Origin of the sequence: Enterobacter ludwigii (assembly GCA_023023105.1) — a bacterium.
In the GTDB taxonomy this organism is placed as follows: domain Bacteria; phylum Pseudomonadota; class Gammaproteobacteria; order Enterobacterales; family Enterobacteriaceae; genus Enterobacter; species Enterobacter adelaidei.
In genome coordinates, this window is the sequence record CP083824.1 from 2,097,287 (window position 1) to 2,117,312 (window position 20,026).

At 51.2% G+C, this 20,026-nt stretch carries 18 protein-coding genes and 2 pseudogenes; 8 read left to right on the forward strand and 12 right to left on the reverse strand.

Annotated elements, in window-relative coordinates:
- Positions 1 to 42 precede the first annotated feature (42 nt).
- The gene (locus LCD46_10150; GenBank protein UOY72642.1) at positions 43 to 360 is read right to left on the reverse strand and encodes a YebG family protein; all 318 of its coding nucleotides are present in this window, start codon (positions 358 to 360) and stop codon (positions 43 to 45) included.
- 77 nt (positions 361 to 437) lie between these two features.
- Positions 438 to 1,418 (reverse strand): annotated as a pseudogene (locus LCD46_10155) (nitrilase family protein).
- Positions 1,419 to 1,518: 100 nt separating this feature from the next.
- Here LCD46_10155 and LCD46_10160 point away from each other — a divergent pair.
- Positions 1,519 to 2,433 carry a LysR family transcriptional regulator gene (locus LCD46_10160; protein ID UOY72643.1) on the forward strand — a complete coding sequence of 305 codons (915 nt, stop codon included), beginning with the start codon at positions 1,519 to 1,521 and terminating at the stop codon, positions 2,431 to 2,433.
- Here the strand turns inward: LCD46_10160 and LCD46_10165 are convergent.
- Positions 2,357 to 2,707, reverse strand: a complete 351-nt coding sequence (locus LCD46_10165) for a helix-turn-helix domain-containing protein (protein UOY72644.1) — start codon at positions 2,705 to 2,707, stop codon at positions 2,357 to 2,359. The two genes, LCD46_10160 and LCD46_10165, sit on opposite strands and share 77 nt — an antisense overlap.
- Positions 2,708 to 3,045: 338 nt before the next feature.
- Here LCD46_10165 and LCD46_10170 point away from each other — a divergent pair, with 338 nt between their 5' ends.
- On the forward strand, positions 3,046 to 4,221 hold the full coding sequence (locus tag LCD46_10170; protein UOY72645.1) for an efflux RND transporter periplasmic adaptor subunit: 1,176 nt from the start codon (positions 3,046 to 3,048) through the stop codon (positions 4,219 to 4,221).
- A 23-nt stretch (positions 4,222 to 4,244) separates the two neighbouring features.
- A complete protein-coding gene (oqxB, locus tag LCD46_10175) occupies positions 4,245 to 7,397 on the forward strand; it encodes a multidrug efflux RND transporter permease subunit OqxB (GenBank protein UOY72646.1) in 3,153 nt (1,050 codons plus the stop codon).
- A gap of 59 nt (positions 7,398 to 7,456) precedes the next feature.
- On the opposite strand, the gene LCD46_10180 is transcribed toward oqxB, so the two are convergent.
- Complete coding sequence (locus LCD46_10180; protein UOY72647.1) at positions 7,457 to 7,936, reverse strand: Rrf2 family transcriptional regulator; 480 nt, start codon at positions 7,934 to 7,936, stop codon at positions 7,457 to 7,459.
- A 245-nt stretch (positions 7,937 to 8,181) separates the two neighbouring features.
- Here LCD46_10180 and LCD46_10185 point away from each other — a divergent pair, with 245 nt between their 5' ends.
- Positions 8,182 to 8,766, forward strand: a complete 585-nt coding sequence (locus LCD46_10185; protein UOY72648.1) for a dihydrofolate reductase family protein — start codon at positions 8,182 to 8,184, stop codon at positions 8,764 to 8,766.
- A 52-nt stretch (positions 8,767 to 8,818) separates the two neighbouring features.
- On the opposite strand, the gene asd is transcribed toward LCD46_10185, so the two are convergent.
- Positions 8,819 to 9,937, reverse strand: coding sequence for an aspartate-semialdehyde dehydrogenase (gene asd / locus LCD46_10190; GenBank protein UOY72649.1), 1,119 nt, complete (start codon positions 9,935 to 9,937; stop codon positions 8,819 to 8,821).
- Positions 9,938 to 10,271: 334 nt separating this feature from the next.
- Between asd and LCD46_10195 the strand changes: the two genes are divergently transcribed.
- A complete protein-coding gene (locus tag LCD46_10195) occupies positions 10,272 to 11,789 on the forward strand; it encodes a diguanylate cyclase (GenBank protein ID UOY72650.1) in 1,518 nt (505 codons plus the stop codon).
- 120 nt (positions 11,790 to 11,909) lie between these two features.
- Here the strand turns inward: LCD46_10195 and LCD46_10200 are convergent, their stop codons facing one another.
- Complete coding sequence (locus LCD46_10200) at positions 11,910 to 12,818, reverse strand: LysR family transcriptional regulator (GenBank protein ID UOY72651.1); 909 nt, start codon at positions 12,816 to 12,818, stop codon at positions 11,910 to 11,912.
- A gap of 96 nt (positions 12,819 to 12,914) precedes the next feature.
- Here LCD46_10200 and LCD46_10205 point away from each other — a divergent pair, with 96 nt between their 5' ends.
- Complete coding sequence (locus LCD46_10205; GenBank protein ID UOY72652.1) at positions 12,915 to 13,898, forward strand: NAD-dependent epimerase/dehydratase family protein; 984 nt, start codon at positions 12,915 to 12,917, stop codon at positions 13,896 to 13,898.
- A gap of 121 nt (positions 13,899 to 14,019) precedes the next feature.
- Positions 14,020 to 14,316 (forward strand): barstar family protein, encoded by a 297-nt coding sequence (locus LCD46_10210; GenBank protein ID UOY72653.1) that lies wholly within the window; start codon positions 14,020 to 14,022, stop codon positions 14,314 to 14,316.
- A gap of 165 nt (positions 14,317 to 14,481) precedes the next feature.
- Here LCD46_10210 and LCD46_10215 read toward each other — a convergent pair whose 3' ends face one another.
- Entirely contained in the window at positions 14,482 to 14,706 is a 225-nt protein-coding gene (locus LCD46_10215; protein UOY72654.1) for a hypothetical protein, read from the reverse strand.
- Positions 14,707 to 14,866: 160 nt separating this feature from the next.
- Here LCD46_10215 and LCD46_10220 point away from each other — a divergent pair.
- Positions 14,867 to 16,014 (forward strand): IS3 family transposase gene (locus LCD46_10220; protein UOY72655.1). Its coding sequence is split into 2 segments (ribosomal slippage): positions 14,867 to 15,104 and positions 15,104 to 16,014, totalling 1,149 coding nucleotides; the frame shifts between segments, so codons are not numbered across the junction.
- Between the two features lie 217 nt (positions 16,015 to 16,231).
- Here LCD46_10220 and LCD46_10225 read toward each other — a convergent pair.
- The 5 genes and pseudogenes from LCD46_10225 to LCD46_10245 form a co-directional block, all read right to left on the reverse strand.
- Positions 16,232 to 16,615, reverse strand: a complete 384-nt coding sequence (locus LCD46_10225) for a hypothetical protein (GenBank protein UOY72933.1) — start codon at positions 16,613 to 16,615, stop codon at positions 16,232 to 16,234.
- Between the two features lie 43 nt (positions 16,616 to 16,658).
- Positions 16,659 to 17,627, reverse strand: a complete 969-nt coding sequence (locus LCD46_10230; GenBank protein UOY72656.1) for an IS5 family transposase — start codon at positions 17,625 to 17,627, stop codon at positions 16,659 to 16,661.
- Between the two features lie 42 nt (positions 17,628 to 17,669).
- Positions 17,670 to 18,425, reverse strand: a pseudogene (locus tag LCD46_10235) (NADH:flavin oxidoreductase).
- A gap of 39 nt (positions 18,426 to 18,464) precedes the next feature.
- Positions 18,465 to 19,298: an SDR family NAD(P)-dependent oxidoreductase gene (locus LCD46_10240; GenBank protein UOY72657.1), complete on the reverse strand. Its 834-nt coding sequence runs from the start codon at positions 19,296 to 19,298 to the stop codon at positions 18,465 to 18,467.
- Between the two features lie 72 nt (positions 19,299 to 19,370).
- Positions 19,371 to 20,009: an SDR family oxidoreductase gene (locus LCD46_10245; GenBank protein ID UOY72934.1), complete on the reverse strand. Its 639-nt coding sequence runs from the start codon at positions 20,007 to 20,009 to the stop codon at positions 19,371 to 19,373.
- Between the last annotated feature and the right edge of the window lie 17 nt (positions 20,010 to 20,026).

A 20,026-nucleotide genomic window follows, 5' to 3' on the forward strand; every position in this document is an offset into this window, starting at 1 on the left:
ATCTCCTTACGGCTTCGGAACAGGTAATGATTATTCTCGTAATCAGGCCGCTTTCACCGCTCTGATTTTTTTATCATCAACCGCATCGGCTTCTGTTTTATCTGCAACAACGGCGGCATTGAGATCGGGAAGCTTGCTGGTACGCAGAATATGCTGCACGGCCTCTTTCTGCTCGGCGAGATACAGACCAAGATCTTCAGCCTGTGTTTCATCCATCTGCATTCCGCTTTGCAACAGCCAGTCGGTGAACGCGTCTGCCATATCAAGCAGCTTGTCGTGAGCGTCAGCTTCTTTCTTACTGGCAAATGTCATTTTCTCTTCACCTTTTCTTACGACAACATATTTTGTTTCAACAGCCATTATGCGCACCTCATACTGTAATTATATACAGCATAACAGCTCCGGGTTTATGTTGCAGCTAAAAAATGCTGACATTTCTAGCGGGCAGGGGGCTCATTCGAAAATCGTGCGCTGATCGCATCACGTTCATAGCCCTGCGGCTGGGTCAATATCTGGTATAAATCGGGGCGGCGACCGTGGATCCAGCGGCGTCCGGTGCTCATAGCAAGCAGGCTTAAATCCAGTTCAGCGCTCACCATCATATTTTCAGCCGCCCAGGTTTCATTCACAATCCTGCCATAGGGGTCGAGGATCATGGCATTTCCTGTGCGCACTTCGTCATCATCTGCACCCACACCGTTGCTGAAGAGAACAAATAATCCGTTGTCATGTGCACGGGCAGGCAGCCAGCGCATGAGCCATTCCCGACCGCTTGCCCCTTTGAATGCGGCCGTAATTTCCTCCTTGCGCGTTTCCCGCGCCTCCCAGAGCGCCAGCGGAATCGGCTTCATGCCATGAGGACTGCGGGAATCGGTACCGCCCGTTTGATGCGGCGCGAGAAGAATATCGGCACCCAGCAACGCCGTCGCGCGCACGTTTTCGACCAGATTATTGTCCCAGCAAATCAGGATGCCGACTTTCACTCCCCAGGGCGTATCAAAAACGGTAAAGCTGTCCCCGCTGCTGATGGCCGGATGTTCAAACGCATGGAGTTTACGGTGCGTATGCATTGAGCCGTCCGGCATACAGGCAACATATGCATTGTAAAGACGGCCATCGTCGGCTCTTTCAATAAGACCTGCGCCAATAAGCATTTGATGTTTAATCGCCAGAGAGCGAATTAACATCAGGGAAGGGCTTTCAGCAATCGGCTCTGCCAGAGCTGATACCTCCGCTGAGGTGAGTTTGGGGACATGCCAGTAGCCGGTGATACACATTTCAGGGAAGGTGAGAATTTTCACCTGCTCAAGCGCCGCTTGCTCAATAAATTTCTACATTATCAGCAGGTTGTATTTTTTATTACTGGCCTGATGCTGAAACTGTACGGTTGCCGCCTTTAAGGATTGATGTTCGTTCATGATGTGTCTCCAGTTGTCATCGAAACTGAATTACATAACGCTTTCCAATAACTGTATAATCAAATCATTTCTGATTTTAATAACCATCTGGAATGCAAAATTGAACATCCGGTTGCTTAAAGCCTTTGTGGTACTGGCTGAAAAAGGGAACTATGCCGATGCGGCGCGGGCGCTGTTTATCTCACAACCGGCATTGACCAAACAGATTAATCTCCTCGAATCTCAGGTGAATATGTCTCTTTTTTCACGAGGTCGTCACGGCGCAGTACTGACGGCCAACGGCAAACGTTTACTGCCAGAGGCTGAAAAAGTGGTCAGGCAAACCCAGTTATTTATGCAGCATGCTGAGCGGGTCTCAAAAGGGGTTGAAGGGCATATTGCCGTCGGGTTCGGTCTCTCAAGCTTTTATCTGGCACCACGCTGTATTGCAGACTTTCGTCGCGACTTCCCGGGAGTCGAGATGTCCTTGACGGATCTGCCTTCCTTCCAGCAGTACGAGCAATTGCAAAATGATGAGCTACAGGTGGGGTTTGTCAGGGTTCCGCCCCCCGTGGCGCTTGAATACCTGCCGTTATTTACCGATCGGCTGGTTCTGGTTGCGCCCGCCGCGTCGCCGACAATGTCTGTGGCTGAGTGGCTCGCGAAACGCCCTCTGTTGCGGCTTTATGATGAGCGAGGACGGGGTTTAAACGCACAGATTGACCGCTTCCTGCATGACAACGGTCTTTTCATCTCATCGACGCAACTGACTGACGATATACAAACTATCGTCGCAATGGTGATTGCGGGGATCGGTGTGGCCATTCTGCCCACCAGCGTGACCCATATCGCGCCGCCGGAACTGGTGATTATTCCGCTAACGGGGGAGTCAATAAGCTGGGAGGTGGGCATCGCCTGGGACGCAAGCAGGGAGGATGTCATCCGTGACAATTTCATTGCTAGCGTAGCTGCTGCGTTTCCGGGCCACCCAGACTCCGCCGCCATGCGCCAGGCGCCTGACCATACTGACGCTTAAAGCTGCGGTTGAAGGACTGCTGTGAGTCAAAGCCCAGCGCGATCGCCACATTCAGAATCGGTTCATCACTTTGAGCCAGCCGTTCGACCGATTTTTGCAGCTTTTGCGCGCGAATATACTCGGCGAGAGGGGAGCCAGTATGCTCTTTGAAGAGCCGCTGGAGGTGCCATTTTGAGTAACCGGATCGCCTGGCGACGGACTCAATGTCCAGACGGCTATCAAGGTTGTTGTCGATCCAGTCGAGTAAATCATGCATAAATGCGCCAGTGTTCATCTGGTTATCCTCATACCGCTCGCCTAAAAGTATCTTTGTCTGTTGCATTTAAAGGTTGGCTGGTTTTTACGTTAATTGCAAGTTTTATTGTTGCATTTAAATCCTTGAGCGAAACGGCTCTTTTCCCTTCGACTCAAATAGCACATAAAGTGCAACAATTATTCTTGCACTTAGTTAAGCGCATTCCTACAATCGCCGCGAATAGTGTATTCATTACTGTTACAGTTTTGTGGCGATGAACGGCACAAATGGCCTTAAGCCAGCTACCGGACAAAGGAAGTGGCGCGGCATCTCCTGCGGCGTCTTGTCCGGCGGCTACAATTATCGGAATAAAAATAATGAGCCTGCAAAAAACCTGGGGTAACTTTCATCTGAGCGCGCTGGGGGTCATGTTGCTCTCCGTGCTGCTCGTCGGATGCGATAACAGTGTCGCGCAAAACGCTGCGCCACCTGCGCCCGCCGTCAGCGTTGCTGACGTGGTTGTGAAATCCATAAGCCAGTGGGATAGCTTTAACGGTCGGATTGAGGCAGTGGAGAGCGTTCAGTTACGTCCGCGCGTCTCCGGTTACATTGATAAAGTGAATTACACCGATGGCCAGGAGGTGAAAAAGGGCGAGGTATTGTTCACCATTGATGACCGAACCTATCGTGCGGCGCTGGAGCAGGCACAGGCGAACCTGGCGAGAGCCAAAACGCAGGCCAGCCTGGCACAAAGCGAGGCCAACCGTACCGATAAACTGGTCAATACCAACGTAGTCTCCCGTGAAGAATGGGAGCAGCGTCGTTCAGCTGCCACCCAGGCACAGGCCGACATTCGCGCCGCGCAGGCGGCGGTTGACGCCGCACAACTTAACCTGGATTTCACCAAAGTCACCGCGCCTATTGATGGCCGCGCCAGCCGGGCGCTGATCACCAGCGGTAATCTGGTGACGGCGGGGGACACCGCCAGCGTCCTCACCACGCTGGTCTCGCAGAAAACGGTTTACGTTTACTTTGACGTGGATGAGTCGACCTATCTTCACTACCAAAATCTGGCCCGCAGCGGGCAGGGGGCGTCCAGCAATCACATGGCGCTTCCGGTGGAGATTGGTCTGACGGGCGAGGAGGGTTATCCCCATCAGGGCAAAGTGGACTTCCTTGATAATCAGTTAACGCCGAGTACCGGCACCATCCGTATGCGCGCGCTGCTGGATAACGCGCAGCGTCAGTTCACGCCAGGGCTCTTTGCCCGCGTACGCCTGCCGGGCAGCGCGGAATTCAAAGCCACGCTGATCGACGACAAAGCGGTGCTGACCGATCAGGATCGCAAATACGTGTATATCGTGGATAAAGAGGGGAAAGCACAGCGTCGCGACATCACGCCGGGACGTCTGGCAGACGGTTTACGCATCGTGCGGCAGGGGCTGAACCCTGGCGATAAAGTCATCGTCGAGGGCTTACAAAAAGTGTTCATGCCGGGGATGCCGGTTAACGCGAAAACCGTTGCCATGACTACCAGCGCCGCCCTTAACTGATCCCTTACCTGAGAATCCGACCCATGGACTTTTCCCGTTTTTTCATCGACAGGCCCATTTTTGCCGCCGTCCTGTCGATTCTGATTTTTATCACAGGATTGATCGCCATCCCGCTGTTGCCGGTGAGCGAATATCCTGACGTTGTGCCGCCAAGCGTGCAGGTGCGCGCGGAATACCCGGGCGCCAACCCGAAAGTGATTGCCGAGACCGTGGCGACGCCGCTGGAAGAGGCGATCAACGGCGTTGAAAACATGATGTACATGAAGTCCGTTGCGGGCTCGGACGGCGTACTGGTGACCACCGTCACCTTCCGTCCGGGAACCGACCCGGATCAGGCGCAGGTACAGGTGCAAAACCGCGTCGCGCAGGCCGAGGCGCGCCTGCCGGAAGACGTGCGGCGTTTGGGGATTACCACCCAGAAACAGTCGCCAACGCTCACGCTGGTGGTGCATCTGTTTTCGCCCAACGGGAAATACGACTCCCTGTATATGCGTAACTACGCCACGCTGAAGGTGAAGGACGAGCTGGCGCGCCTGCCCGGCGTCGGCCAGATTCAGATTTTCGGCTCAGGCGAATACGCGATGCGCGTCTGGCTGGATCCTAACAAGGTGGCAGCCCGCGGGCTGACCGCATCGGACGTGGTCACGGCTATGCAGGAGCAGAACGTTCAGGTGTCCGCTGGGCAACTGGGTGCCGAGCCGCTGCCGAAAGAGAGTGATTTCCTGATCTCCATTAACGCCCAGGGGCGTCTGCATACTGAAGACGAGTTTGGCAATATTGTCCTGAAAACGACGCAGGACGGTACGGTTGTCCGCCTGCGCGACGTGGCGCGTATCGAAATGGGTTCCGGCAGCTATGCGCTGCGTTCCCAGCTTAACAATAAAGACGCGGTCGGGATTGGCATCTTCCAGTCTCCGGGGGCGAACGCCATTGATTTGTCTAACGCGGTGCGCGCCAAAATGGACGAACTGTCCACGCGTTTCCCGGCAGACATGAAGTGGGCGGCTCCTTACGATCCGACGGTCTTTGTGCGCGATTCGATTCGTGCTGTCGTACAAACGCTGCTGGAAGCGGTGGTGCTGGTGGTGCTGGTGGTGATTCTGTTCCTGCAAACCTGGCGCGCGTCGATCATTCCGTTGATCGCGGTGCCGGTCTCTGTCGTGGGGACATTCAGCATTCTCTACCTGCTGGGCTTTTCACTTAACACCCTGAGCCTGTTCGGGCTGGTACTGGCTATCGGTATCGTGGTGGACGATGCCATCGTGGTGGTGGAAAACGTCGAGCGAAATATCGAAGAGGGGCTTGCTCCGCTTGCGGCGGCGCATCAGGCGATGCGTGAGGTTTCGGGGCCGATTATCGCGATTGCGCTGGTGTTGTGTGCGGTGTTTGTGCCGATGGCGTTCCTCTCAGGCGTCACCGGGCAGTTCTATAAGCAGTTTGCGGTGACGATCGCGATTTCGACGGTGATTTCCGCCATCAACTCGCTGACGCTTTCTCCGGCACTGGCGGCTCTGCTGTTAAAACCGCACGGCGCACCGAAGGATTTTCCGACCCGGCTTATTGACCGTCTGTTTGGCTGGATTTTCCGTCCGTTTAACCGCTTTTTCCACCGCAGCTCGAACGGTTATCAGGGGCTGGTGGGGAAAACGCTCGGACGACGCGGTGCGGTATTTGCGGTGTATCTGCTGCTGCTCTGTGCGGCGGGCGTGATGTTTAAAGCGGTGCCCGGCGGCTTTATTCCGACGCAGGACAAGCTGTACCTGATTGGTGGCGTGAAAATGCCGGAAGGTTCGTCGCTGGCGCGCACCGATGCGGTGATCCGCAAAATGAGCGAAATCGGGATGAATACCGAAGGTGTGGACTATGCGGTCGCGTTTCCGGGGCTGAATGCGCTGCAGTTCACCAACACGCCGAATACCGGGACGGTCTTCTTTGGCCTGAAACCGTTCGACCAGCGCAAACATACTGCGGCGGAAATTAACGCTGAGATCAACGCAAAAATCGCGCAAATCCAGGAAGGCTTTGGCTTCTCTATCCTGCCACCGCCGATTTTAGGTCTGGGTCAGGGGTCGGGCTATTCGCTGTACATCCAGGATCGCGGTGGTCTGGGCTATGGCGCGCTGCAAAACGCGGTGAACACCATGTCCGGTGCGATTATGCAAACGCCGGGGATGCATTTCCCGATCTCAACGTACCAGGCTAACGTGCCGCAGCTGGACGTGCAGGTTGACCGCGATAAGGCGAAAGCGCAGGGCGTGTTGCTGACCGATCTTTTCGGTACGCTGCAAACCTATCTGGGCTCGTCGTACGTTAATGACTTCAACCAGTTCGGGCGTACCTGGCGCGTGATGGCGCAGGCCGATGGGCAGTTCCGCGACAGCGTGGAAGATATTGCTAATCTGCGCACCCGTAACAGCCAGGGCGAAATGGTGCCGATTGGCAGTATGGTGAAAATCACGACCACCTACGGGCCTGATCCGGTGATTCGCTACAATGGTTATCCGGCGGCGGACCTGATTGGTGATGCCGACCCGCGCGTGCTCTCATCAGCGCAAGCGATGACGCAGCTGGACGCGATGTCTAAGCAGATCCTGCCGAACGGGATGAATATTGAATGGACGGATCTGAGCTTCCAGCAGGCCACCCAGGGCAATACGGCGCTGATCGTCTTCCCGGTAGCGGTACTGCTGGCGTTCCTGGTGCTGGCGGCGCTGTATGAAAGCTGGACGCTGCCTCTGGCGGTGATCCTCATCGTGCCGATGACCATGCTCTCCGCGCTGTTTGGCGTCTGGCTGACCGGGGGCGATAACAACGTCTTCGTGCAGGTGGGGCTGGTGGTACTGATGGGGCTGGCCTGTAAAAACGCGATTCTTATCGTGGAGTTTGCCCGCGAGCTGGAAATTCAGGGCAAAGGCATTATGGAAGCGGCGCTGGAGGCCTGTCGTCTGCGTTTACGTCCGATAGTGATGACCTCCATCGCCTTTATTGCCGGGACAATTCCGCTGATACTCGGTCACGGTGCGGGTGCGGAAGTGCGCGGCGTCACCGGGATCACCGTCTTCTCCGGGATGCTGGGCGTGACCCTGTTTGGTCTGTTCCTGACACCGGTGTTCTACGTGACGCTGCGTAAACTCGTAACGCGCGGTAAAGCGGAAAGGGAAGTGCTGCCTGCGTAAGGACATTGCAGATAATAAAAAACCGCCTTCACTGTGAAGGCGGTTTTTTTTCGTAAAAATTAATGGGCTTTTTTATACAGGGCGATAAGTTCAGGCACCGGATCGCACCCGCTGGTATCGGCTTTTTTGACCTCTTCCAGCGCGCTTGCCACAGTGTGGCGCGCTAATACCGCTAACGAAGCTTGCTCCGCTTCTTCGGAAATTGACTTGAAATACCAGCAGGCGTTAGCGCTGACTACGCAGCGAGCCGGTACGTCTGGACGCGACGCCCATAGCTTTTTATCTTCGATGACCGAAAGGTAGATGTCGCGCAGGGTGATCTCTTCCGGCGGGCGACCAAGATGAATAGAGCCGTTACGGCCAAGCGTTGAGACAATAATGCCATCACGCGTAAGCGGAACCATCAATTTGCGGATAAAGCTCGGGTTGGCTTCCAGGCCGTAGGCAAGAATGGCACTCGTCGAACGTTCACCCAATTGCTCCGCCATCGCTACGCTGAGAACCATCTGCAAAGCTGTCGGGAAGCGGTAATCTAACATTTCTCTTTCCTGGGTTGCGGTGAATCTTATTCTTTTTGGCACCGCAGAGGTGAATAATCAATGAGCAACAATATAACAAATACGGTCATTTTTTTGAAGCAATCTGCGGCATTCGTGATCGAACATCCTATTTTTTTCACCGCTTCACGCTTTTGTTCATCGCGATCCGATACAACTTGAGCGTGATCGGTGGTGAATGGACAAACCAAAGGCTACGTAATCAACACTTAATCAGAGAGAAAACCATGAGAAAAATCGTTTCGTTTGTTCATGTGTCGCTGGATGGTTTTGTCGCATCTAACGCTGAGGGGCAGGCGAGTCTGGACTGGATTTGCATAAGCCCCGATTTGTTTGAATACGTGGAGAAGCGGATTCAGCAGACCGACACCGCCCTATATGGGCGTACCACCTACCAGATGATGGAATCGTACTGGCCCACTGCTGCCGATAAGCCTGACGCCAGCCCGCATGACCTTGCGCATTCGCGTTGGTATAAATCTGCCAAAAAAGTGGTGTTGTCGAAAACGCTGTTGGAAAAAAATCACCCTAATACGCAAATTATCAGTAGCAACTTAAGCGACGAAATCAATAAGCTCAAGCAAAACGCGGGCAGCGAAATCTTATTGTTTGGTAGCCCCTCAGCGACTCACGCGCTAATGGCGGAAAACCTCATCGATGAATATTGGCTATTCGTCAATCCCGTTCTGCTGGGGCAAGGCATTCCCTTGTTCAAAAATATACAAGACAGAACCTCACTCATGTTGGTGAAGAGTCATATTTTCCCGTCGGGGGTAGTGTGCCTGCAATACGAGGTGAAACGAAATCGCTAAAGTAAGTTCCGCAAACACCTACTAAGTAGGTGTTTTGTCGGAATATTATGATTTACACTTTACCAAGCAGAATATTCAACATGCGACGCAATGGTTCCGCTGCTCCCCACAATAGCTGATCGCCTACCGTCAGGACCGAGTAGATAGGTTCATTGTTTAGCGACATTTTTTTGTAACGGCCAATACCCACCTTAAGCGAACCGCTGATATATGCCGGTGTTAGTGTGCTGATACTCTCAGCCTTGTTATTGGGCACATAGTTAACCCAAGGGTGGGAATTCATCACTAATTCTGCAAATTCCTCTTCGGGGACTTCACGCTTGAGCTTAAGGGTTATAGCAGCACTGTGGCAGCGGATTACGCCGACTCGTATGCATAAGCCGTTAACCGGGATCGTGCCGGGAGACAGACCTAAAATTTTGTTCGTTTCAGCCTCACCTTTCCATTCTTCACGGCTATTGCCATCGCCTAAATCGCTGTCAATCCAGGGAATGATGCTGCCCATCAAAGGAGCACCGAAGTTCTGGGTCGGCATATCAGCGCTGTTAATCAACTCACTGACCTTGTTAACTAAAGGAAGCACTGAACCTGAGGACGCCAGCTCATCCGAAGATAAATGGTTATTTATGTAAGCACTTTGTGTGATTAATTCCCGTACATATTGTGCACCCGCACCCGATGCGGACTGATAGGTCATCACACTCATCCATTCGATCAAGTCAGCCTTTATCAACCCAGCCAGGCCCATAAGACTCAGCGTAATGGAACAGTTGCCACCGACAAAAAGCTTAATACCTTCTTTGATTGCTCGATCAATATTTGTGCGGTTGACGGGGTCGAGAATAATGCAGGCTTTCTCATCCATCCGCAGCGCGGAGGCCGCGTCAATCCAGTAGCCTTGCCAGCCATGGTTAAGCAAAGCCGGGTAAACGGCTTTGGTATAATCCCCACCTTGACAGGTTATGATGATATCCATATCGGCCAGGGCGCTAATGGAATTAGCATCTTTAAGCGTGTAGCTGACGCCATTAATGACAGGACCAGCAGCACCTGCACTGGAGGTGCTGAAAAAATGTGCAGAAATATTGTCGAAGTCGTTCTCTTCAACCATTCGCTGTAGCAAAACCGAACCGACCATACCTCGCCAGCCAACAATACCAACTTGCTTCATTTGCTTAACCTTAATTACGTTATGAAAATGTTAATTTTCTTCGGGGCACGTTATATCTCATTCCATAATCAAGGTCATTATGAATTGCATTAGATTCCGGCAATATTAATATATTTCATGCGGCATCAGCATTTGTTATACCTTTGCCATATAAAATATCACCGCAACTACTTGATATCTATGGAATTAAATCCATCGTAACCTTTGGTGGTTGTCTGGAATAGATTGGCATTATGGGTGGCATTGAAAATTTATTCCTTGAGCAAGCATCCGCTAAGATGCCAGTGCTATAATTGCTATTATTTTTAGGTGGTACAACAGGGAATGAGCCATCTTGACCAGACAAAAATATATCAGTGCGATTTTTCTGATCGTGGTTTGCACAACCTCACTGTTTACCGCGCTGGCTGTTCGTAACGTGCATGATTTACAGAACTATCTGGGGTACGTTGCTGAAAATGGGAAATCGGCACTTTTTCATGAAGAGTCTATTAACCAGAATATTGCCACCCGGCTCTCGCGCGAGTTTTATCGTCGAATAGCCGATCCGGACTCTGACGATAGCGAACGGGCATCAATATGTCAGCAGTTAGAAACCGAGGGTAATATTTACGGATTCAATCTGTTGAAGAAAAACAGGAATAACCTTGAAGGTACGCTGCAAACCCGCAATACCTCGTGCAACGAGTGGGCGGGAGACATTGGCGCACTTTCGGTTATCCACACCGCTGAGCGCGCAGCCCAGTCGAAGTACAGCTTTTCAAATTATTCCGGCTATACGTTCAGGAACATCAGATACTATATCGATCTTGCTCATAACTATATTTATATTAATCAGCTAGTTAATACCCACAACTATACCTTCAGTAACTGGCTTGAGGGTAATAATGGCAGCATCAATATTGCACATAGCGCACACACGATTTCGATTGATGATAATGCCCTTAAAGATCTACTGAAGGGGGAAACCACGCTGTCTCATATTTATCAGGATGGCTACACCCGCAATAATATTATTAGCATGCTTACCCCGGTATTTCTGGGTGATAAAGTAAAAGGCATTCTGATTACAGACATCAATGTTGACGATCTGGTCGTTTCGTTTAATACTGTCGATCGTCCGTTGTTATGGCGATTCCTTTCTTTATATGTCACCGATAATGGAACCGGCATCCATATTGCTTTCCATAAGCCATATATCAAATCTTTTGCCTTGATCAGTTATGAAGATTCACTCACCCAGTATTACACTCTGCATGTGAAACTGGATGCTTTCTACGTCATTATTGCGAATTTATGGCTGTTTCTGCTTTATCTCCTTGGTACCTGGGCATTATGCCGATATGCGTATAAGCAGTTAATCAGACAAACGTTGCTTTCCAGGGATAATGTGACGGACGCAATGACCGGACTGTATAACAGAAAAGTCATTACACCTGAGCTGGAACATAAAATCCGCTCACTCGTTGACAGAGCTATCCCTGTCACGATCATCGCCATTGACAGTGATGGCCTCAAAAGAATCAATGATTCTCTCGGCCACCATATGGGGGATAAAGCGATACAGACGCTGGGGATGGTTCTGGGCAATGTCATTCGTAAAAGTGACTACGGTATCAGGCTTGGGGGCGATGAGTTCTGTTTACTTCTTATCGATTATACGCTGAATAAATCCCGCGAAGTTATTACCCGTGCGCAGAAGCAATTACTCACGATTGACCCGAATAAACTGGTGGCATTTTCCTGGGGGGCATATCAGTTGCGGCCTGGGGACACGCTGGATGTCGCGATGCTGAAAGCCGACGAGTTGCTCTATCAGCATAAACGCAGCAAATATGAAGAACGCCGATAAACTCGCGTGCATGAGTCTTTATTTCTTGCACGATAGCGCTCAGTGTAATCTGATTAAGGACGATCTAAGGCCGAACTGTATGGTGGCATGCCATTACATGGGTGATGTATTTTGGCATTTTTACGTTCGCTTCGGGTAGATATATTCCGCTAATCCCTTTGACAGAACATCGAAAACTAATTTGCAGCACCGACTATTACGCAGGTCTTCGTGCATGACGAGCCATGTATCAAGGTATAAAGAAAAGAAATGTGGAAGTATCCGCTGAAGCGGAATAGGTCCATTGGCCAGTTGTACCTGGCATATGCCAATGCCTGCACCGGCACGAATCAGGCTTAGCTGAGCCACGTCGCTGTCAGTGCGTATAGAAAAGAGATCCCGATTTAGCTGCGGGTATTTTTTCAATACATTACGGATGAAAGGCGTATTCCGATCAAAACCAACCAGCGCGTGTTTCAACAGATCTTCGGTATTGTCAGGCGCGCCATGTCGGGCAAGATAAGCAGTGGACGCGTGTAGACCGAGCTCAATGCTGCCAACGCGACGAGCAATAAGCTGCTCCTGTATTGGCGTCGTCATGCGTATCGCAATATCTGCTTCTCTATGCAGTAAATCCTGAACCCGATTGGACAGCACTAATTCAATCGTGATTTGCGGGTTGGATTCCCTGAGCTGCGCAATGAGTGGCGGGAGTACCTCGACACCAATAATCTCACTTGCAGAGACACGTACTACACCGCGAATGGACGCGCTGCTAGCACCAACGTTGGCCGCTGTACGCTCCAGCGTGTTAGCCGTACTCTCCATCGCTTCGGCATGTTCCCTCAACGCCTGCGCAGTTTCAGTTGCCAGCAATCCCGTTTGCGACCGCGTGAACAATACCTGGCCGAGGGCAGATTCCAGTGCAGCTATGTGCCGACCTGCCGTTGGTTGCGTAATACCAAGCATGCGGGATGCACCGGAAAGAGACCCTTCTCTGAGCACCGCAAGAAATGTTCGGTACCACTCCCATGGAATAGATGTCTTCATACAAATTTGTATACCTGCCCTATATTGATATGCAATACCATTTAGCTCTGCCTGTACTTATGCTGTCAATCTGAAATCAGCAAAGAGGCAAATACGATGGAAACCAGAGGGAAGGTCTTAATACTAGGCGCTACAGGCGGTATTGGTGGTGAAACTGCTCGACAACTCATTCGGGAAAAATGGGAGGTACGTGCATTAAAACGAGGAAGCCATGGAAGCGAACTTAATGGCGAAATCCAGTGGATAGCGGGCGATGCTCTCGACAAAGAACAAGTCGCCTCTGCGGCGAAAGACTGCTCTGTGATCGTACACGCCGTCAACCCACCCGGCTACCGAAACTGGCAGCATCTTGTATTGCCTATGCTGCGCAACACAATCAATGCAGCAGAAAGAAATGGATCCTTGGTAGTGCTTCCAGGTACCGTTTACAACTATGGTCCTGATGCCTTCCCGCTGTTACGAGAAGATGCTCAGCAAAGGCCAGTCACAAGGAAAGGAGCGATCAGGGTACAAATGGAGAAAGAACTTGAGGCCTATTCACGGCGTGGCGGACGGGTCCTGGTCGTCCGCGCGGGGGATTTCTTCGGTCCACACGCTGGTAATAACTGGTTTTCTCAAGGTTTGATCAAGCCCGGCACACTGCCAAAAGTAATTTCTAATCCAGGTACGGCTGAAACAGGTCATCAGTGGGCCTATTTACCTGATATCGCGAAAACTATTGCTGCATTGCTGGCGCGACGTGAAGAACTTGAGCCATTTGCGCGATTCCATATGCAAGGACATTGGGATCCCGACGGCAGCCAAATGGTCAGGGCGATACAACGTATCACCGCACACTATGGCGGTGTTGCCAAAATACACTCATTTCCGTGGTGGTTTATGCACCTGGCAGCACCTTTCAACGCAACCTTGCGCGAACTTCTGGAAATGCGGTATCTGTGGCGTCAATCGGTCCGCCTGGACAATACGAAACTCGTGACTTTTTTAGGTGCCGAGCCGCATACCCCTCTTGATGAGGCTGTTCGTATGACATTACAGGGACTGGGATGCCTCACAGCACGAAGCGGACGATCTAACTGAGCCAAAGGTCTGCTTTGAATGAAGAGCGGAAGTTGGTAATTGTTGAAACCATCAAGGCGGACATTACGTGCATTGTCGTGTATTAATTAACGGGTAGAAAGTCAAAGTGAGTGAACAGGAAATGAGTGTAGGTGAATTGTATTTGGATGGAGCGCACGTCCTATCTGAAAAAGAGTTTCATTCCATTATGTCTGCATCATTAGACTTTGGGCCCTACTATGGTAGAAATCTCGATGCATTGTGGGATCGCCTTAGCACCGATGTTGAAAGGCCAGTAAAAATAATATGGTTAAACTCTGATTTATCCAGAATATATCTTGGCAGTTATTTCGACGAAATTATCAAGGTTTTTGAGAGGGCAAAACTGCAAGACCTGAATTCAAATTGGGAAGAAAAGTTCGAGTATGTATTGAAATAACCCGTACCCGCTGGATAGTCCGGCGTAGTGGCATACCGATTTTGGCAACATAAACAGAAGTGTGAAATGACCGCTCCTGGCACTCAGGTGACCTACATAACGGCGTTCACCGAGGCTCAACTGGACAGTAAGATGTTTTTGTCCAGTTGTACCTGCCTGTGGCATTTATCTCAGTAATACCTGAATCAGCTGAACGAAGATATACACTGTCGCTGCCACTTGTATAGTCCGGAACCCCCATCTGAGATAGCGCCATTCCTGGCGTTCTCTGGCATCAGCTGCTTCAATAGCGGGGTCAGAACATTTTCTTTTCCTGGCCCTGAATTCATCGATTACCCACAAGATGAGAATAAAGATAATGATGGTTTTCTGAAGGATGGGATTATCCACAAAGAGTGACTCCGGCCTGCCCGCTGATACAAGCAGAATAGATGAACCACCTTCACGTAGCCACCACTAAATGTAGGGGTGATATTCGTTTTCGTTCTGAATCGCCACGCGTTTAACAGACACCTCAGAGTCATTTAAGATGACTTAAAGAGAGGTGCCCATGAGCGGTAAGCGTTATCCTGAAGAGTTTAAAACTGAAGCAGTCAAACAGGTTGTTGATCGCGGTTATTCTGTTGCCAGCGTTGCAACACGTCTCGATATCACCACCCACAGCCTTTATGCCTGGATAAAGAAGTACGGTCCGGATTCTTCCACTAATAAAGAACAGTCAGATGCTCAGGCCGAGATCCGCCGTCTCCAGAAAGAGCTGAAACGGGTTACCGACGAACGGGACATATTAAAAAAAGCCGCGGCGTACTTCGCAAAGCTGTCCGACTGAGGTACGCCTTTATCCGTGACAACTCCTGTTGCTGGCCTGTTCGCCTGCTCTGTCGGGTGCTGGATGTTCATCCCAGTGGTTTTTACGCCTGGCTTCAGCAGCCGCATTCACAACGCCATCAGGCAGACCTGAGACTGACAGGACAGATTAAACAGTTCTGGCTGGAATCGGGATGCGTCTATGGTTATCGCAAAATCCATCTGGATCTGCGTGACAGCGGGCAACAGTGCGGAGTAAACAGAGTCTGGAGACTGATGAAACGTGTCGGAATAAAGGCTCAGGTCGGATACCGAAGCCCGCGGGCACGTAAAGGCGAGGCCAGTATCGTGTCACCCAACAGGCTCCAGCGACAGTTCAATCCGGATGCTCCTGATGAGCGTTGGGTAACGGACATAACCTACATCAGGACCCACGAAGGCTGGCTGTATCTTGCCGTTGTTGTTGATCTGTTCTCACGCAAAATTATCGGCTGGTCCATGCAATCCCGGATGACAAAGGACATTGTCCTGAACGCACTGCTGATGGCTGTATGGCGGCGTAATCCCGAAAAACAGGTGCTGGTTCATTCGGATCAGGGCAGTCAGTACACAAGCCATGAGTGGCAGTCGTTCCTGAAATCACACGGCCTGGAGGGTAGCATGAGCCGTCGCGGTAACTGCCATGATAATGCGGTTGCAGAAAGTTTTTTCCAGTTGTTGAAACGTGAACGGATAAAGAAAAAGATCTACGGAACGCGGGAAGAAGCCCGCAGTGATATTTTTGATTACATCGAAATGTTTTATAACAGTAAGCGTCGGCATGGTTCTAGCGAACAGATGTCACCGACAGAATATGAAAACCAGTATTATCAACGGCTCGGAAGTGTCTAGATTATCCGTGGCGATTCATTCTGGTGGATTTTGCGGTGATTCTGTCCATGGCAGTTTGCTCCCCTGCTATCTGACCGGCAGCGATGAGCGAGAAGCGGACCTTCTCGCCCTGTATGGATAGAAAGCTACAAATTGATGTTTCACCTTCCAGATAGTTACAGGCAAAACGGTATATTTCAGAATTACCTGTACTGATGTCTGATTACTCAGGTCTTGTTTATGTCGGGAACCATCCGGGCGTTTTCTGAATCACTTGCCATAGTTTTTCAGGGATCGCTAATTCGTCTGACCGTTGAGACAGGATAAGCATGTTTTTTACCTTATTCTCATGGCCTGCCTGCACCAGCTCCATCCAGTCGGGATTCATGACAATCGTCCGGCCTAAGGCAACCAGTGACAGTCCGGCCTCCAGAGCCTGTTGAGCCGCCTGTGACGAAGTAATTTTTCCGGCCGCCAGCAAAGGTAAACGCCCATTAAATTGTTCTACAAACCGCGCCAGAATTGTTTCCTTATCCTCACTACCCTGCGGCCGCTCAGTAAGTACGTCGTGGAGTGAGATATGGAGATAGTCAATGAGAGTCTCTTTCTGGCTTTGTTGAATAAATCAGATTTCGGGTAAGTCTCCCCCGTAGCGGGTTGTGTTTTCAGGCAATACGCACGCTTTCAGGCATACCTGCTTTCGTCATTTTGTTCAGCGCTCGTACCAGGGCCATAGCCTCCGCAACCTGACCATCGTAGTCACGCAGCGTCAGTGAACCCCCGAACTGCTGTTTTACCCGGTACATCGCCGTTTCCGCTATCGAGCGACGGTTGTAATCTGTTGTCCATTTCCACCGCGCATTACTCCCGGTCATTCGCTGATTCGCAACAGCACGGTTACGGTCTGCATATTCACCGGGCCAGTAACCCGCGCCTTTTCGGGGCGGGATAAGCGCGCTGATTTTCTTACGCCGCAGTTCATCGTGACAGAGCCGGGTGTCGTAAGCGCCGTCTGCCGATGCTGCCCCGATTTTCCGGTGGGTTTGCCGGATTAACCCGGGGAAGGCCTCTGAGTCCGTAACGTTGTTCAGCGACAGGTCAGCGCAGATGATTTCATGTGTTTTACTGTCAACGGCGAGATGCAGCTTACGCCAGATACGGCGGCGTTCCTGGCCATGCTTTTTGACTTTCCACTCGCCTTCACCGAAGACCTTCAGCCCGGTGGAATCAATTACCAGGTGTGCGATTTCACCCCGGGTGGGCGTTTTGAAACTGACATTAACCGACTTTGCCCGCCTGCTGACACAGCTGTAATCCGGGCAGCGTAGCGGAACGTTCATCAGAGAAAAAATGGAATCAATAAAGCCCTGCGCAGCGCGCAGGGTCAGCCTGAATACGCGTTTAATGACCAGCACAGTCGTGATGGCAAGGTCAGAATAGCGCTGAGGTCTGCCTCGTGAAGAAGGTGTTGCTGACTCATACCAGGCCTGAATAGCTTCATCATCCAGCCAGAAAGTTATGGAGCCACGGTTGATGAGGGCTTTATTGTAGGTGGGCCAGTTGGTGATTTTGAACTTTTGCTTTGCCACGGAACGGTCTGCGTTGTCGGGAAGATGCGTGATCTGATCCTTCAACTCAGCAAAAGTTCGATTTATTCAACAAAGCCTCTCTTTCTCTAACTGACACACCAGAGCCTGGGAGTCATTAATCCGTAATCCTCCGTCTCCTGACTCTTCCGGCGATAACCGGTAACCCAGTAAAAAGGGTTTCCTGGCATGAGTTTCAATAACCCGCCGGACTTCCCGAACGACCTCCAGCGGGAAACGCATCCGGTTTGCTAATGAACCACCCCATTCGTCAGTACGCTGGTTAAACCAGGGGGAGAAGAAGTTCTGGATAAGAAAACCATGTGCGCCGTGCAATTCGACACCATCAAATCCGGCCTCAATTGCGCGGCGAGTGGCTTCGCCGAAGTCATGAATGACATCAAGAATTTCGTCATGTTCCATCGCCCGGCTGGCTTGTTCCCCGCGATTAAAAGGGCCAGCCGGAGCGGCCAGGGCGCTGGCGCTGACCAGCTCTCCACCAGTGATGAGTTCGGGAACCGCTTTATTACCGGCATGAAACAGTTGCAGGATTGCCAGCGCCCCCCCGCTTTTTGCCGCATCAGCCAGTTTCCTCAGACTCGGGATAAAACGATCATCGTAGGCTGCGAATTCATTGGTGAAACCCACTCCGTTTCTCTGAACATGAGCGCATCCCGTTATCACTAATCCCACACCGGTAGCGCGTGCCCGATAATAGTTTACTTCTTCATCTGAAATAGTTTCATCGTCATTAGCGGACCAGGTGGTCATCGGTGCCATAACGACGCGGTTACGCATCCTGAGGCCATTTTTAAACGTGAAGGCCTGGGTTAATAAGTCAGTCATTGTACTCTCGATATTTAAAACATCGGGTGCTTACACCCATTAATCAAAATCGGTTGTATTACTCAGCGCCGCAAATTCGCGTATCTCTTTAATACGGGCTTCCAGCGAAGGCATTACATAACTGATAGCGTCATTCCCTATAAGCAGCTGTCGGGGTGGGTTCTCCATTTCAACCATCTGACAAACGACCTGTGCAAGTTTGGCCGGGTCCCCTTGCTGTTGACCATCTGCGGATGCCAGTAACTCACGCGCATCGCCGAAATCGGCATAGTCCTCAATCTTTTTTTCGCCATAGTGGGCCGAACTATTGCTGAGAAACTCTGTGCGGAAGAAACCGGGCTCAATCGCGGTGACATGAATACCAAGCGGCGTAACTTCATCGGCAAGGGCCAGCGTCATACCTTCAACGGCAAACTTCGATGCAGAATAGAATGTAGCGTTTGCGACCGCTTTGACACCCGCGATCGAGGACGTATTAATAATGCGTCCGCTATGCTGCTGGCGCATGACCGGTAAGACAGCGCGTAGCACATTGGCCGTGCCGAACACGTTAGTGGCAAACTGCAGCTCTATTTGTTCAGCGGTTGCCTCTTCAAAGCGACCCAGCAGGCAGAATCCCGCGTTGTTAACCAGAACATCAATACGCCCGAAACGGCGAACAGCGGCATCTACAGCAACCTTAGCCTGGTGCTCATCGCGAACATCAAGCTCCAGCAGCGCAATATTCTCCGCCGCTACCGTGCTGAATATTTGGCGTAATTTGTCCATATTACGCCCCGTTGCCACCACACGATCTCCCTGTTGCAAAGCGGCATTCACTATACTGACCCCCATACCGCGGGCAGCCCCGGTTACAAACCAAACACGATTCATCTCAGTTCACCTCGATAAGTTTAAGAACCCGTACTGCAATACAAGCTGTACGGGTAAAAGGGCATGATTGATTTACATAAAGTACGGCTTGTCGCCGTCGGTCCCGGGCTGGTTAACACCGATATTTTCACCGATATGTTTTTCAGGTTTATCAATCATATCGGCGATTAATGCGGCAACGCTTTTGCGTGATACAACCGTGCCTTTGAACGGCTCATTGCGGGTAGTGAGTTCATAATCAATCGTATCTTCATCCGTCAGCCAAGCCGGACGCAGGATGGTGTAATCCAGCCCGGAGGCTTCAATCGCATCAGCCGCACGGCGGAATGGTCTGAGAGGTTCGCCAATAATGGCGTTATTCCACTCACCGAATTTTCCCGGGACTTCATCATAGATACCGAGAGAAAGGACGAAAATCAGGCGTCTTACGCCAGTGGCTTTCATCGCCGCAATCACCGCCTTCGCCTGTAGATCTAAATCCTCCCCGGTCAGATTGGCGTAAACCACATCCTGACCCACCATGGCCTGTTCCAGCGCCGCATGGTTTAACACATCGCCCATGATAATCCGGCTATTGGCCGGGTGAGGCTGGGTGATTTTTTCTGGCTGACGGGCAAATAACGTCTGTATGACGCCTGGTTTATCGGCCAGTTGGTCGATAACATGGCGGGCAATCTGCCCGCTGGCGCCAAGTACCAGGACTTTTTGAATGATGTTTTTCACAGGGC